Annotated in this window: 16 protein-coding genes; 14 read left to right on the top strand and 2 right to left on the bottom strand. The window is 48.0% G+C overall.

Going from position 1 to position 15,309, the window contains the following annotated elements; translation table 11 throughout:
• The first annotated feature begins 8 nt into the window (after positions 1–8).
• The 13 genes from hisD (at position 9) to DESLBE_RS09445 (ending at position 12,170) form a co-directional block, all read left to right on the top strand.
• Positions 9–1,289: a histidinol dehydrogenase gene (hisD, locus tag DESLBE_RS09505; protein ID WP_144676433.1), complete on the top strand. Its 1,281-nt coding sequence runs from the start codon at positions 9–11 to the stop codon at positions 1,287–1,289.
• Positions 1,283–2,365: a histidinol-phosphate transaminase gene (hisC, locus tag DESLBE_RS09500; protein WP_144676431.1), complete on the top strand. Its 1,083-nt coding sequence runs from the start codon at positions 1,283–1,285 to the stop codon at positions 2,363–2,365. Before hisD ends, hisC begins: the two co-directional genes overlap by 7 nt.
• Positions 2,366–2,413: 48 nt before the next feature.
• Positions 2,414–3,004 carry an imidazoleglycerol-phosphate dehydratase HisB gene (gene hisB / locus DESLBE_RS09495; protein ID WP_172625409.1) on the top strand — a complete coding sequence of 197 codons (591 nt, stop codon included), beginning with the start codon at positions 2,414–2,416 and terminating at the stop codon, positions 3,002–3,004.
• Between the two features lie 16 nt (positions 3,005–3,020).
• Positions 3,021–3,656, top strand: a complete 636-nt coding sequence (gene hisH, locus DESLBE_RS09490) for an imidazole glycerol phosphate synthase subunit HisH (protein ID WP_144676427.1) — start codon at positions 3,021–3,023, stop codon at positions 3,654–3,656.
• Positions 3,628–4,398, top strand: a complete 771-nt coding sequence (gene hisA / locus DESLBE_RS09485) for a 1-(5-phosphoribosyl)-5-[(5-phosphoribosylamino)methylideneamino]imidazole-4-carboxamide isomerase (RefSeq protein ID WP_144676425.1) — start codon at positions 3,628–3,630, stop codon at positions 4,396–4,398. The genes hisH and hisA overlap by 29 nt, the downstream gene beginning before the upstream one ends.
• A complete protein-coding gene (gene hisF / locus DESLBE_RS09480) occupies positions 4,398–5,159 on the top strand; it encodes an imidazole glycerol phosphate synthase subunit HisF (protein ID WP_144676423.1) in 762 nt (253 codons plus the stop codon). The genes hisA and hisF overlap by 1 nt, the downstream gene beginning before the upstream one ends.
• A gap of 56 nt (positions 5,160–5,215) precedes the next feature.
• Entirely contained in the window at positions 5,216–5,896 is a 681-nt protein-coding gene (gene hisIE / locus DESLBE_RS09475; RefSeq protein ID WP_144678636.1) for a bifunctional phosphoribosyl-AMP cyclohydrolase/phosphoribosyl-ATP diphosphatase HisIE, read from the top strand.
• 279 nt (positions 5,897–6,175) lie between these two features.
• On the top strand, positions 6,176–7,318 hold the full coding sequence (locus DESLBE_RS09470) for an FAD:protein FMN transferase (protein ID WP_005817208.1): 1,143 nt from the start codon (positions 6,176–6,178) through the stop codon (positions 7,316–7,318).
• A gap of 38 nt (positions 7,319–7,356) precedes the next feature.
• Positions 7,357–7,746 carry a NusG domain II-containing protein gene (locus DESLBE_RS09465; RefSeq protein WP_011461457.1) on the top strand — a complete coding sequence of 130 codons (390 nt, stop codon included), beginning with the start codon at positions 7,357–7,359 and terminating at the stop codon, positions 7,744–7,746.
• Entirely contained in the window at positions 7,739–8,362 is a 624-nt protein-coding gene (locus tag DESLBE_RS09460) for a Gx transporter family protein (RefSeq protein WP_015943476.1), read from the top strand. Before DESLBE_RS09465 ends, DESLBE_RS09460 begins: the two co-directional genes overlap by 8 nt.
• 80 nt (positions 8,363–8,442) lie before the next feature.
• Positions 8,443–9,249 carry an energy-coupling factor transporter transmembrane component T gene (locus tag DESLBE_RS09455; RefSeq protein WP_018213581.1) on the top strand — a complete coding sequence of 269 codons (807 nt, stop codon included), beginning with the start codon at positions 8,443–8,445 and terminating at the stop codon, positions 9,247–9,249.
• 426 nt (positions 9,250–9,675) lie between these two features.
• On the top strand, positions 9,676–10,923 hold the full coding sequence (locus tag DESLBE_RS09450) for a lipoprotein (RefSeq protein ID WP_026184102.1): 1,248 nt from the start codon (positions 9,676–9,678) through the stop codon (positions 10,921–10,923).
• Positions 10,924–11,147: 224 nt separating this feature from the next.
• Positions 11,148–12,170 carry an FAD:protein FMN transferase gene (locus tag DESLBE_RS09445; RefSeq protein WP_243131390.1) on the top strand — a complete coding sequence of 341 codons (1,023 nt, stop codon included), beginning with the start codon at positions 11,148–11,150 and terminating at the stop codon, positions 12,168–12,170.
• A gap of 89 nt (positions 12,171–12,259) precedes the next feature.
• Here DESLBE_RS09445 and DESLBE_RS09440 read toward each other — a convergent pair whose 3' ends face one another.
• Both DESLBE_RS09440 and DESLBE_RS09435 read right to left on the bottom strand, forming a co-directional pair.
• The gene (locus DESLBE_RS09440; protein ID WP_144676419.1) at positions 12,260–14,005 is read right to left on the bottom strand and encodes an FAD-dependent oxidoreductase; all 1,746 of its coding nucleotides are present in this window, start codon (positions 14,003–14,005) and stop codon (positions 12,260–12,262) included.
• Between the two features lie 18 nt (positions 14,006–14,023).
• Complete coding sequence (locus DESLBE_RS09435) at positions 14,024–14,308, bottom strand: metalloregulator ArsR/SmtB family transcription factor (RefSeq protein ID WP_005817201.1); 285 nt, start codon at positions 14,306–14,308, stop codon at positions 14,024–14,026.
• 183 nt (positions 14,309–14,491) lie between these two features.
• Here DESLBE_RS09435 and DESLBE_RS09430 point away from each other — a divergent pair, with 183 nt between their 5' ends.
• Positions 14,492–15,175: a Crp/Fnr family transcriptional regulator gene (locus DESLBE_RS09430; protein ID WP_005817200.1), complete on the top strand. Its 684-nt coding sequence runs from the start codon at positions 14,492–14,494 to the stop codon at positions 15,173–15,175.
• The last annotated feature ends 134 nt before the right edge of the window (positions 15,176–15,309 follow it).

Raw genomic sequence — 15,309 nt, 5'->3', positions numbered from 1 at the left:
GAACAGCTATGGAGATTAAGACCCTTGAGGAATTGGATTTGACTATGCTTACGCGCAAATCCTATGGCGATGATCAATTGCTGGAACATAAGGTAGCGGAAATTCTTTCTGAGATTAAGAAAGAAGGGGATTCAGCCCTCTATGCCTTAACAGAAAAATATGATGGAGTGGATCTCCGCCCATCCGGGCTGCGCGTTCAAGCAGAAGAACTGGTGAAAGCCTACTCCCAGGTGGATGAGGAATTCCTGGCAGCCCTGCGGCTTGCCAAGGAGAATATTACCTCTTACCACGAAAAGCAAAAGCGCACCTCATGGCTGGATGCCAAAGAAGATGGCAGTATCCTGGGACAGCTTTTGCTTCCACTCAAACGGGTTGGTATCTATGTTCCGGGAGGAACCGCCGCTTATCCTTCTTCAGTGCTGATGAATGCGGTCCCCGCCGTGGTAGCAGGGGTCGAAGAGATCGTGATGGTCAGCCCTCCGCGCAAGGATGGCAGCTTACTGCCGGAAGTCCTGGTAGCCGCTGCGGAAGCCGGAGTCACGGAAATCTATAAGGTAGGAGGGGCTCAGGCTATTGCCGCCTTAGCCTTTGGTACAGGGGAAATCTCTCCTGTGGATAAAATCACCGGACCGGGGAACATTTACGTCACCCTGGCCAAAAAACAGGTCTTTGGCACCGTGGATATTGATATGCTGGCCGGTCCCAGCGAGATACTCATTTTAGCCGATGAGTCCGCCCAGCCGGAAGAGCTTGCCGCCGATCTGCTTTCCCAGGCTGAGCATGATCCCTTGGCTTCCTCCATTTTAGTCTCTCCTGATCGGAAAATGCTGGAGGAGACAGTGGCGGAAGTGGAGCGACAATTAAAATTGCTGCCAAGGCAGGATATCGCCCGAGCTTCATGGGAGACTTATGGGGCGGCGATTTTGGTTAAGGATCTGGCTGAGGGCATGAGTTTAGCCAATCAGATAGCTCCCGAACATTTTGAACTGGTGGTTAAGGAACCCTATAGCTGGCTGGGCCGGGTAAGAAATGCCGGAGCTGTCTTTCTGGGCCGTTTCTCACCGGAACCTGTAGGCGATTATTTTGCCGGCCCCAATCATGTATTGCCCACGGGAGGTACGGCCCGCTTTTATTCTCCGTTAAATGTGGATACCTTTATGAAGAAAGTCAGTGTGATCAGTTATTCGGAAAAGGCCCTGCAGCGGGACGGCAGGCACATCGCTCATTTAGCCCGGAAAGAGGGACTCGAAGCCCATGCCCGGGCTGTGGAGGCCAGGAAGCTATGGTAGATAAAATGAACCTTGAACAGTGGATGCGGCCATCCATACGAACCTTAAAAGCCTATGAGAGCAAATCCATCCCGGACTGTGTACGCTTGGATGCCAATGAAAATCCTCTGCCTTGGCCCCCAGGAATGATTGAGCAATTATTGGGTTCAGCCATTGCCTTTAACCGCTATCCTGATGGTGGGGCTCAAGAACTTAAGGAGGCCCTCTCCCGCTATACAGGAGTGCCCGCTGAGGGGATTTTAACAGGAAACGGCTCTGATGAGCTGATCCAGCTGCTCATGACGACCTTTGGCGGCGAGAAGGGAGCTGTGGTTATTCATCCGCCCACCTTCAGTATGTATGAAGCTGCGGCCAGGGTGACCGGCACGGGGGTTCTGGAAGTTCCGCTTCTCCTCACCGAAACCGGCAGGGACTTCCGCCTGGATGTGGAAGGGATACTTAAGGCGGCGGCCCGGCCTCAGGTCCATATGATTGTACTCTGCAACCCCAATAACCCTACGGGAACCCTGTTCCCTCGGGAAGAGATACTGCGAATCGTGGCAGAATCGGGCAAGATCGTCATTGTGGATGAAGCCTATGGAGAATTTTCCGGGGAGAGCGTCGTGGATCAGATTCCTTACTGCCCCAATCTCTTAGTGATGAAGACCTTTTCCAAGCTGTTTGCCATGGCTGCTCTCAGGCTTGGGTATCTTCTGGGACAACCCTCCATCATTGAAGCCTTGAACCGGGCCCGGCAGCCCTTTAATGTGAACAGCTTCAGTCAAAAGGCGGGAGCGATTGCTCTGAATTATGGGGAGGAATACGCTGAACAAGGTCGGGTTCTGATTACCGAACTGGAAAAGATCGTTGAGGCACTGACGGCTTTTTCTTCGGTAAAGGTTTTTGCAACCCGGGCTAATTTCGTTCTTTTTCAGCCCGAGGATCCGGACCGGGTCTATCAGGAATTGATCGGGAAGGGGTTTTTGATCCGCAATATGGGTAATCAGCCGCTGGTGGGCAAGGCCTTGCGGCTTAGCGCCGGTTTGCCTGAAGATAATGAGAGACTTATCAAAGCACTTGAGGAGATTCTAAAATAGATGATTCAGCCATCCCAGTAATTAGGGTAACACCTTGTAAGTGAGGTTTTGAAAATGCGTGAAGCACACATTGAACGTCAAACCAAAGAAACCAGGATTCGGGTTAAGCTGAATCTTGACGGAGCCGGTGCAGCTCAGGTCGATACGGGTATCGGCTTCTTTGATCATATGCTGGAGGCCTTGGCCCGGTTTGGTTATCTTGATCTGGAAATAGCCGCTGAAGGGGATTTGCAGGTGGACCCTCATCACACCATTGAAGACTGTGGTCTTGTTTTCGGGCAGGCCATCAGGGAAGCCTTGGGGGAGCGTCGTGGCATTGAGCGGGTAGGCGATACTCTTCTTCCCATGGATGAAGCTTTGGTGCAGGTTGCATTGGATCTCTCCAACCGTCCCTATCTGGTTTGGGATGTGGAGTGTCCCGATGGGATGGTAGGAGGATTCCCTGTGGAAATGGCGGAGGAATTTTTCCGGGCGGTGTCTGTTCAAGCAGGTATAACTCTGCACATTCGGCTATTCTCCGGCAAGAATCGTCACCATATCCTGGAGGCGATCTTCAAAGGTTTTGGCCGGACCCTGGGCTTGGCTCTCCGCGAGAATCCTCGTTTCCAAGGAGTTTTGTCGACAAAGGGAGTACTTTAAGGAGGTCTTTCTCGCTATGATAGGAATCATCGATTATGGTCGCGGGAATTTGCGCAGTGTGGAAAAAGCCCTCTGGAAATTAGGATATCCGGCTAAGGTTCTGGAATCTCCCGCTGAACTGATGACTGCGAAGGGCATCATTTTGCCGGGAGTGGGAGCATTCGCCGATGCTATGGCAGCTCTTGAAGAAAAAGGATGGATTCAGCCCTTAATTCACTATGCCCATTCAGGAAAGCCCTTCTTAGGGATTTGCCTCGGCATGCAAGTGCTTTTTGAGGTTGGGGAAGAGCATGGTGAGCATAAGGGATTGGGATTGCTCCCCGGGAGAGTGGTTAGATTCCCGGCCGGCCGCAAGATTCCTCATATGGGCTGGAATACCCTTCATCAGGAAAAGCCTTGCCGGCTTCTTGAGGGGATTCCCGAGGAAGCTTATTTTTATTTTGTTCATTCCTACTATGTGGCCAGTGAGGAGCAGGAGATTCTTGTTGGAATGAGCGACTATGGAGTGCCTTTTCCCGCTTTGGTGGGAAGAGATACGGTTTGGGGAGCGCAATTCCACCCCGAGAAGTCCAGTCCTTGGGGTCTTAAGCTCTTGGAGAACTTTGGAAAGTGGGTGAATGAGGATGCGACTGTTTCCAGCCATCGATCTTAAAGAGGGGAAAGCCGTCCGCCTGCTTCAGGGAAGAATGGAAGATGCTACCGTATATGGGGAGCAGCCGGTAGAAGTAGCCAGGAATTTTAAGGAACAAGGAGCGGATTCCCTCCATGTGGTGGATTTGGACGGTGCCTTTGCCGGTAAGCCTGTCAATGATGCTGTGATACTTAAGCTTATTCAATCCTCCGGGCTGCGGGTGCAGGTTGGCGGAGGGATTCGAACTTTGGAGAGAATAGAGGAGCTTCTGAAATTAGGAGTTGAAAGGATTATTCTCGGTACAGTGGCTGTGCGCAACCCTGAGCTTGTGGAAAAGGCAGTGCAGCGCTTTGGAGAAGCCGTCGTGGTAGGAATTGATGCTAAGGATGGCCTGGTAGCGGTACAGGGCTGGGCGGAAAAGACAGAGATTAAGGCTCTGGATTTGGCTTTGAGTATGAAGGAGGCGGGCGTTAAGCATCTGGTCTTTACGGATATCTCCCGTGACGGTATGCTTCAAGGTCCCAATATTCAAAGCACCGTTGAATTGGCCCGCTTAAGCGGTCTGCAGGTAGTGGCCTCAGGCGGAGTTTCCCGGCTGGAAGATCTCAGGCTGCTCCGGGAAGAAGCGAATAGGGGGGTGTCCCTTGAGGGGGCCATCGTGGGCAAGGCTCTTTACGCCGGCGCCTTCTCGCTGTCGGAGGCCCTTAGGGTTGTTGGTCAGCGTGGCGAAGCCGTAAATAAGGGCGGCAAGGGGGAAGATTGATGTTAGCGAAACGGATTATACCTTGTCTGGATGTTCATGAGGGGCGCGTGGTCAAAGGAACAAATTTCGTCAATCTCCGTGATGCCGGAGATCCGGTGGAATTGGCGGCTCTCTATGATCGAGAAGGGGCAGACGAATTGGTTTTTCTTGATATATCGGCATCGGCTGAAGGACGGGAAACCATGGTTGAAGTGGTGCGCAGAACGGCGGAACAAGTATTTATTCCTTTTACCATTGGCGGGGGGCTGCGAAGGGTTGAAGATATTCGCAAGATGCTCAGAGCCGGAGCGGATAAAGTATCCTTGAATACGTCGGCTGTCCAGACTCCTGGGCTGATCGAGGAGGGGGCTCACGCTTTTGGCAGCCAATGTATCGTCGTGGCCATCGATGCACGGCAAACCCGTCCGGGAGCCTGGGAAGTCTATATCCATGGCGGACGGACTCCCACCGGGAAGGATGTTTTGCAGTGGGCCGAGGAAGTGGAGCGTTTAGGAGCGGGTGAGATCCTGCTGACTTCCATGGATCGGGATGGGACGAAAAATGGCTATGATTTGGAGCTGACCAGGGCTGTAAGCAGAGCAGTTTCTTTGCCGGTCATTGCCAGCGGCGGGGTGGGAACCCTGGAGCATCTGGCTGAAGGGCTGACCATAGGGGAGGCGGATGCGGTGTTGGCCGCTTCGATTTTTCATTATCAGGAATACAGCATTGGGGAAGCGAAAGCTTATCTGGAGGAGCGGGGGATTCCGGTGAGGAAGGGTTAGATGGGTTCTCCCGCAGCAAAACCAAACTAAATCATAGGCAAAGAGGCGAAGATTTGATGAATACATCTAACTCTAAAGAATCACAGACCCAGCTCCCCCAAGGGATACGCTGGAATGCTGATGGTTTAATTCCTGTCGTGGTGCAGGATGTGGATACGCGAGAGGTCCTGATGCTGGCTTATATGAACGAAGAAGCACTCAGGCTCACCCTTCAGGAGGGAAGGGCCTGGTATTACAGCCGCAGCCGTCAATCTCTGTGGCTGAAAGGAGAAACGTCAGGCCATACCCAGGAAGTTGTGGATCTCCGCTTTGATTGTGACCGGGACACGATTCTGCTGACGGTCAGGCAAAAGGGTGTGGCTTGTCATGAAGAGTTTTACTCCTGCTTTCATTATGGAGTCCAGGGAGAAGGCTATGTAACTCTGGGAGCGCCTGAAGAAGTTCCGGCAATACCCTTGGGCAGGACCATGGAGCTGCTGGCGGAAGTGATTCATTCACGAAATATGGAACGTCCGGAAGGAGCCTATACAACCTATCTGTTTGACAAAGGGCTTGATAAGATCCTCAAAAAGGTGGGGGAAGAATGCGCGGAGACCATCATTGCTGCCAAAAACAACTCCGCTGAGGAAATTCGCTATGAAGTCTCAGACCTCATTTATCATGTTCTGGTCCTGTTGGAAGAACGGGGGGTAAGTTTAAAGGCTATTGCTCAGGAGCTGCAGTCACGAAGAAAATAGTCAGACATACAAGAATCCTTGTCAAGGGGAGCGCCAAGGCACCCTTGCGGGGATTTTTTTGTAGTGTCGTACCATAGCGATATAGAGTAATCAGAAAGCAGTTGTGTAAGATCTGTGATTAAAGGATAAGCTATTTTAATCTCAAGATTCGTATGGTATTATTTGTAGAGAATTAAGCTGAATCGGGTTAAGCTAATTCTAGTACTTTCTAACACTTAAAACTCGCCGTGCCCGGCGAGGGAAATTTGCGCAGGACAAGGCGGAAGAATGAGGAATTAGGTGTTACAGAGTGCTAGGCTGGTCACTATAAGCAATAAAGAGGGTTTAGAGATAAAGGAGCTGGAGTTGTTGTTTGACAAGAAAAAGTGCGGAAGAAAAAAACTATCGTTTGTAGCAGTTGCCTTGATAACACTGGGACTACTGACTGCATGCAATGGGAAACCTGTACAACAGGAAGAAGTTAAGAAGTTTGAAAGCACGGATATTGCCATGGGTACGGTAATATCGCAAAGAGTCTTTGGCGATAATGGACAGGCTGCCATCGACGCAGCACTGGAGAAGATAAAGAGTTTGGAAGCACTTTTGACCTTCAATGCTCCAGGAGGAGACGTTAATAAACTCAATGATTATGCCGGGAAGCAAAGTGTAGAACTCCAGCCGGAGACCTTGCTTGTCTTGAAAGAATCTCAGGAAGTAGCTGAACTCAGCGGCGGAGCCTTTGACGTGACTGTGGGTCCCATCGTGAAAAGCTGGGGGATTGGTACGGACAATGCCCGGATTCCTTCTGAGACAGAATTGAAAGAGCTGCTGCCTCTTGTTAATTATAAAAATCTGCTTATTGAGGGAAACACAGCCTATCTTAAACAAGCAGGTCAGATGGTGGACCTGGGTGGTATTGCCAAAGGGTACGCCGGAGATGCGGCTATTGAAGTCTATAAAAAGCAAGGCATCACCTCAGCTTTTATCAACCTCGGCGGTAATGTGGTGACCTTGGGGACTAAGCCGGATGGCAGCTCCTGGACCGTAGGGGTGCGTAACCCTCGTCCTGCCGGTGAAGAGGATCAGATCGTGGGTATGATTACTGTGGCGGATAAAGCGGTTGTGACGGCCGGTGATGATCAGCGCTATTTTGAAGTAGACGGGGTGCGCTACCACCATATTCTCAATCCTCACACAGGCTATCCGGCCCAATCGGATTTGATGAGCGTCACCTTGGTGACGGATTCCTCTTTGCTGGCTGATGCTCTGGATACGGCAGTATATATTCTCGGTTTGGAAAAAGGCCGGGAGATGCTCGAAAACTATGGCGGGGTGGAAGCGGTTTTTATCACCAGAGATAAAAAGATCTATGTCACAGATGGGTTAAAGGACAGCTTTGAATTTTTTGACGAAAGCAAAGAGTACGAATTCGTCAAAGATTGAACTTACTAATTGCCGGATATAGGGGACTGGAGAGAACTATGCAAGCAGAAGGTAAAAGAAAAAAAGGTGATTTGCTCATTATTCTGGTTGTGCTGATCATCGGAGTTGGAGCGGCGGTGCCCTGGCTCTGGAATCAGCTTAATCCAGGTGGGGGGAATGGGGAACACGAACGCATTGCAGTGATTACCCGGGACGGCAAGGAAGTGGCCAGGATCAATCTGGATAAAGTCACTGAGCCTCAGCATTTCCATTATGAAGGCGGCATTGCCTTGACGATCGTTGCTGAGAATGGCAAGATTAGATTTTTAGAATCCCAATGCCCCGATCAAATCTGTGTAAAAACCGGATCTTTGAGCAAGCCCGGTGATTTCGCGGCCTGCCTGCCTGCGGGAACTATCGTGACTATTGAGGGTGATGAATATGAATAGAAATAAGCGTTTTGCCATAATTATCATCTTAGTTACCAATGCGATTATCATATCTTTTCTGGAATCCTTTATTCCTGTGCCCATTCCCGTGCCGGGGATTAAGCTGGGCCTGGGCAATATTATCACGATGATTGCCATTGCTTTTTTAGGGTTGAAGGATGTCTTATTTATCGTGGTAGTCCGGTGCTTCGTGGTGGCTATACTGACCCGGGGTGTGATGATGCTGGCCTTCAGCTTGACGGGCGGTCTCTTAAGTGCCTTGGTCATGTGGCTGCTTTATAAAAAACTTTCCAGATTTTTCAGCATTAAAGGAGTCAGCATTGTCGGGGCCATCGTTCACAATACGACCCAGATCACTGTAGCGTCCTTCATCCTTGGTCAAGTGGTGGTGTTCTACTATTTGCCGATCCTTCTTATATCCGCGGTGGTTACTGGCTTGATCACCGGGAGCATAGGCGAATTGGCCATTAATGAAGTGAGTAAAAAGGACATTTTTGCTAAGACCGCCGAACCTGATGTGAATGAGGAAGAACAGATCCCTTTCAAGAGTGAAGAGGACGAGGACCTTCCCCGTGCTGAGATTAAAACCGGGATGATAGAGCGGAGGGAAGAATAGGAAACAATAGAAAAGAATAGGATAGAATTTCATGGCAAAGGGAAGCAAGATGAAATACTGGAGAAGAGATTGAGTGGTTTATGGCGAAGGATTTAACGGTAATGAATTCTGATGAGGAAAATAAGGGGTTAAATAAAGCAGAATGCTTCAGGATGGATGGACTGATCAAGTTGATCCTGGCGATTCTGCTTATGGTTATGCCCTTTTGGTTCCGAAGCTCCTTAAGCTTTGGCCTTTTAAGTGCTTATTTAATCCTGGTTGCCTGGATTTTTAAGATTAATTTGCGCACCTTAATGATCAGCGGGGCTTCCTTTGGGATTATCGTACTCATTCCCTATTTTTTTGGCCTGATGATGAATGCTGTCTTTTTTCATTTTTCCCAGAACCCAATGTTTGCTTTCCAAGGATTTGGGGCGGTTTTTCTAAGGCTTTTCAAGCTTTTTGTGATTTGGTATATCAGCATCCTGTATTTCCATACCACCCCAATGAGGACTTTTATAGGAATGCTGGATAAATTTTTCCTGCCGTTAAAAAAGCTGGGGCTGCCGGTTCAGGACTATTTGAAAATCATCATGTGTATCGTAGCCCAGCTGAAAGATACAGGCTCTGAAGTGAAGAAGAGCTTGGGAGATAAGATGCGTACAGTGGTTGGGGAAGGAAAGCGTAAGTTTAAAATCAATGTAAAAGGGATTTCCCAGGTTATCGTCAATCTTATCGTTGATTCCTTCGATAAAATTGATAAGGTTCAGGAGTATGTTGACAAAGTGAGTCCTGAGGAGTTGTATCATTATCACTTTAAGTTTTCCCTGAAGGATGGGGTAGCTCTGGCCAGCTTCCTTGCCTTGGCAGTGATGATTTGGCTGATAGAAAACGGCATAATACTATAGAGCTGGAAAACTTGAAAACAATTAAAAAGTAATCGAAAAACAGCGGGTAAGGGTTCCCAAGGGGATTCCTGCCCGCTGTTTTTTAGTTGTGTCCTGGCGGCTGATCTTTCAGACAATTGTTTATCTAATAATTATTTAAAAGAGTTCTGAATTATGTATTGACAGCAAAACCTCTTTTTGATAAAGTCTACTTGAGAAAAGCTTGTTGTGACAAATATTGCAATTACATATGTTGCTGAGACATCTATTGCAAATGCATCTATTGAATATGCAAGCTTGTGGTAATCTTCATTTTCTCCACGAGAGCTTTCTCAGAATTGTTTCATAGAGACTAAGGGAAGGAGGACAGGGAGAGGGGCTGTTCTAAATAACTTAATTCTTTAATGAAAAGTGTATAAAGGTAGTTTCACAAGGAGGAGGAAGGAAATGAAAAAGATTAAATCATTAGCGTCAGTTATTGCCTTAGGGACTGTTCTTGTTTTAAGTGGATGCTCAGGTGGTCAAACTACACCGGCTACTGCGGTTAAAGATCCGGCTCCTGCCCAAGAGGCAAAGTATAAAGATGGGATTTATTTTGCACAATCCGACTTTGATGGCGGTTGGAAATATACCGCCACCATCGAAGTGAAAGATGGTAAAATTGTTACTGCCGACTGGAATGGCGCCAATGAAAAAGGTGGACCCGATAAGGATACCTTCTCGGCATCCGGTCAATACGGTCTGGTAGCCAAAGGAAAAGCTCAGGCTGAGTGGCATGAGCAAGCTCAAAAAGCCGAGGCTTATCTGATTGAAACCCAAGATCCCACTAAGATTACCTTTAAAGATAATGAAGGGCACACGGATGATATAGCCGGTGTATCCATTCATGTCAATGAGTTTTTTGATTTAGCCAAGCAAGCTCTGGATGCCGGCCCTGTAGGCAAAGGCCCATATCAAGACGGTGCTTACTATGCTGAGGATGCTATGTATGGCAGCGGCGGCTGGAAATACTTTGCCAGCCTGACGGTTATCAACGGCAACATCGTGGCTGCTGATTGGAACGGCTTAAATGTTAACGGCGGCAAAGATAAGGACACCTTATCTGCTGACGGGGAATATGGTCTGGTAGAAAAAGGTAAAGCTCAGGCGGAATGGCATGAACAAGCCAAAAAAGCTGAAGCCTATCTCTTAAAAACCCAGGATCCTACCAAGATCACCTATAAAGATGATGCCGGTCATACCGACGATATCGCCGGTGTATCCATTCATGTTGTTGAGTTCTTTGACCTGGCTAAAGCTGCCTTAGACAAAGGACCCATTGCCCAAGGTTCTTATAAAGACGGCATCTACTATGCTGCCGAAGAGGCTTTCAAAGGCGGCTGGAAGTATATGACCAGTATCGTCGTTAAGAACGGAACGATTGTTGGTGTTGACTGGAATGGTATCCCCGAAGATGCTACCAAGCCGAATAAAGACGTTCAATCCACTGAGGGCGATTACAAACTCGCTCCTGGAAACCAGGGTGAATGGGCTGTGCAAGCTCAAAAAGCCGAAGCTTATCTCTTAAAGACCCAAGATCCGACCAAGATCAACTATAAGGATGATGCCGGTCATTCCGATGATATCGCTGGAGTATCCGTAACAGTTGGTGAGTTCTTCAAACTGGCGCAAAAGGCCCTCGAAGGTGCCAAATAATAGGGTTTAGGCAAGAATACTAAGACCATGAAGAAGCGGTTTCGGCTGCTTCTTCATTTCTTTCTTCTATAAAAAAACACTGTTTCATACTATAATAAGGCTTGGGACAAGATGATTACTCGCAAAGATGGAGGTTTTCTTCTACTATGCAAAATCTAAGACCGTCATCCTTCAAATCTCGGCTGCTTGTGATGTTAATTTGTGTATGTTTAAGCTTTTCCCTGGTGGGATGCTTGTCTGCAGAGACCAAGGTGAAGGAATTTGAACCTGTCGTCGAAACAACTTTTTTGATGGGAACAGTGGCCAAGATTACCATCTACGATGAGATAAAAGATAACGAAATCTTTCAGAGGGTTTTTGATCGTCTCACCGATATTGAGCAAAGAATGACGATTAATGATGACTATCCGAACAGTGAGATAATCCAGTTGAATAAAGCTTCCGGTAAGGAGTTTGTGAAAATAAACCCCGATACATTTTATGTTTTAGAGAAAGCAAAATATCTCGCTGAGCTTTCGCAAGGAAAATTCGATATCACTGTCGGTCCCATTGTCAAGCTTTGGAATATCGGCTCGGATAATGCCCGGGTTCCTGGTATTGATGAAATAAATAAAAAGCTGCCTTTGGTGGATTATCATAATCTTATTCTCGATAAAGACAATTCCAGTGCTAAGCTGAACCAAGAGGGTATGGTGGTGGATTTAGGAGCTATCGCTAAAGGGTATGCTGCGGATGAGGCGGTAAAGATCCTCAAAGAGGCCGGGATCGAACACGCCATTGTTAATCTTGGCGGCAATATTGTGGCGATGAATACTAAACTCGATGGCTCCCTTTGGCGGCTTGGTTTGCAGGATCCTTATGAAATCAGGGGTAAATCCATGGGCGTGGTTCTGCTCAATGACCAGACCATGGTCTCATCCGGGACCTATGAACGGTACTTCGAAGAAGGTGGTAAAGTTTATCATCACCTGATTGATCCGGATACAGGCTATCCTGGGGAAAATGGGTTGATCAGTGTTTCCATCATTACGAAAGAATCTATTAATGCCGATGGCTTATCCACCGGAACCTTCCTGCTGGGCCTTGAGGAAGGTATGAAAATGATTGAAAAGATTCCTGATACGGAAGCGATATTCATCACCGCCGATAAAAAGGTATATGTAACGTCAGGCATCAACAGCTCCAACTTTGAAATCACCAACCCTGATTATCATCTGCAGACGACATCTTCCCCAGAAAGCAAATGACAACAAGAGGGCATCTCAATAATTGGAGAGCCCTCTTGTTCTTTAAGGGAAATGACCGTTATGGAACTATTGATGTTTGATCTATAAAACTATTGATGCTTGATCCTTTGGGTATCGGGATCGATTATGTCTTCGCCGGCGCAGCAGGGGTAAGGGTTGAAATCTTTTTTGTAGTCATCCAAGGCTTGATTGGGATCAAAGCCCTGGACAGAGTAAGTGGTATAGCCGCCGGTGAGATTTAAGACCCGATAGCCCTTTTGGGTAAGAATTCGCTCGGCGAAGTAGCCTCTTAATCCCACTTCGCAATAGACAACAATGAGTTTTCCAGGATCCAGCTCTTGGATTCGTTGGCGAAGGTCATCCACGGGAATATTTATAGCACCTTCTACATGACCCTTGGCAAATTCAATTTTAGTCCGAACATCAACAAAAGTATATTCTTCGTCGATCTTATTCAGATCATCCCATACCAGCATATGAGCTTGGCCGGTTAAGACATTTTGAGCCACATACCCGGCCATATTCACAGGGTCTTTAGCTGAAGAGAAGGGCGGTGCATAGGCTAATTCCAGCTCGGTCAGGTCCTCGACGGTACCCCCCAGGCGGATGACTGTGGCGATGACATCAATACGCTTATCGACGCCATCCCTGCCGATGCCCTGGGCGCCGAAAATCCTCCCATCGGCGCCAAAGATGAGTTTCAGGGTCATCGGGTAAGCGTTGGGATAATAGGAAGCATGAGAAACAGGATGAATATGGATGACGTGATAAGGCAGATTAGCCCGTTGCAGTGTTCTCTCATTAGCACCGGTACTGGCGGCAGTGAGTTCAAAAATCTTGATGATGGAAGTCCCCTGAGTGCCCTTGTAGGTTGAATTTAAGCCGGCGATATTATCCGCTGCAATGCGGCCTTGCTTGTTGGCCGGGCCGGCCAGAGGAATGGCCGTTTTCGTCTTGGTTATATAGTCCAGAACCTCCACAGCATCCCCTGCGGCATAGACATGGGGAAGATTCGTTGCCATATGTTCATTGACGATCAGATGACCTTTGGGCCCCAGCTCTAAACCGCTTTCTTTGAGGAATCCTGTATCAGGAATGACGCCGATGGCCAGGATGATCAGATCTCCCTGGAGCTTCCTATTGCTGGCCAGGGTCACTTCAACCTGGTTCTCCAGATCTTGAAAAGATTTCACACCATCGTTCAGGACAAGGCGAATTCCGTGGGCCACCAGTTTTTTCTCGGCAAGGACCACCATATCCGTATCAAAGGGGGCGAGGATATGAGGAGCGGCTTCCACGAGAGTGACATTCAATCCCTGTTCCCTGAGGTTTTCAGCCATTTCAACTCCGACAAAACCACCGCCAATGATAATGGCGCTCTGCACGCCTTTCTGATCCACCAGGCCCTTGATAGCATCCGTATCGGGGATATTGCGGAGAGTGAGGATTCTCTCGCTGTCGATGCCGGGAATATTAGGCCGCAAAGCCTTAGCGCCGGGGGAGAGGATGAGGGCATCGTAGCTCTCTTCATAGGTTCCTCTGGACTGACTTCTGACGAGAACTTTCTTGTTAGCGGCATCAAGCCGGATGACTTCACTGCGAATCCGCACATCAATGTTGAAGCGGGCCTGCATATCTTCCGGGGTCTGAACCATTAATCGCTCCCGTTTCGTAATCGTTCCTCCGATATAGTAGGGTAATCCGCAATTGGCAAAAGATATGTAGTCATCACGTTCAAAGAGGATGATTTCCGCATCTTCATCCAGACGTCTTAGTCGCGCCGCTGCGGAGGCTCCCCCGGCCACTCCGCCGACAATGAGCACTTTTTTCTTCATGTTGGCCAATCCTTTCTTTCACACTTCTTGAAGGACATCGCTGACAAGTTGGCTGATTTTTTTGTTCTTTATTTTGTAGTAGATCTCCAGACCGTTTCTGCGGTATTCCACGATGCCGGCGGAACGCAATTTCTGCAGATGCTGGGATATGGTGGACTGAGGAGCATTGAGACAAGTATGCATGGTGGTTACATTGCATTCCCCCATTTCCAGCAACCTGCTCACAATACAAAGTCTTACCGGATGAGCTAAAACTTTAAGCAATTCAGCGACCTCATTGTATTTTGCGTAACCATGATCCAAAGAGATACCGCCTTTCTGTATGATAGGACTTTTTAATTTTTTTGTATCATTATATTCATATAATACGATATAATGAAAAGCAAGTCATTGTCAATTGCTTTTAAAGAATTGTTTTAAAAGGGAAATCCTTGCTCAGTGTCGAATAGGCAACAGCAAGAGCAAGTAAATTGAGGAGGGTGATAAATGGGAGGTAAAACTAAAGGTATCGTTGAGGAATTAATCGAAACCTTCAGCTTTGCTCAAGAGTTATCCTATAAGCAGATTGAGGCCTTGGTGGAACATTCAAATATTCAAGAAGTCCCTGCCGGTACCATCATTGCGGAAAAGGGTTCCTATTGCCACGGCTTGGCTTTACTTTTATCCGGAGAGCTGAGGGTGGCTATGAATTCGGAGGACGGGCGGGAAGTAACCATTTATCATATTTTTAAAGGCAGGATTTGTCCTCTGTCGGCGGCCTGTGTGTTAGGTGATTTTAAAGGCAACACGGTCACGGTTACAGCTGAGACCGACGTTAAGGTCATTTGGGTATCCCGCAGGTTTTTCGCACGGTCTTTTGCCGAATCGGAACCCTTTTATCGGTTTGTGATCAACGATATATCCAATCGGCTTTTCGAGGCGACGGAAGTGGTGGACAGTATTGCCTTTGTTCCGGTAAGAAAACGGCTGGCTCAGCTTTTGTTCGCCAGCAGTAATGGTGGACGCTCTCCCGTTTATATGACCCATGAGGGCTTTGCCCGGGAGCTGGGTACAGCACGGGAAGTTATCAGCCGGGAGTTGAAAGGGTTTGAGCGGCTGGGTATTTTAACCTTATCACGGGGACGTCTGGATATTAAAGATCCTAAGGAATTAGAAAAGCTCGTTCAATAGCAGCTGGCATAGTTTTAATAAAGCTTAGAAAAGGTGAAGGCAGGCATAGCTTGCGCTTCACCTTTTTTTAAATCAGCTGCCATGTGGTCTTGCCAATAAGCCTGAGGAAGGATGCTTTTCACATTTTCTTCACA

It is taken from the genome of Desulfitobacterium sp. LBE (assembly GCF_007830365.1).
Lineage (GTDB): Bacteria > Bacillota > Desulfitobacteriia > Desulfitobacteriales > Desulfitobacteriaceae > Desulfitobacterium > Desulfitobacterium hafniense.
Note: the sequence above shows the minus strand (reverse complement) of the source record. Positions and strands in the feature narration are given on the sequence as shown.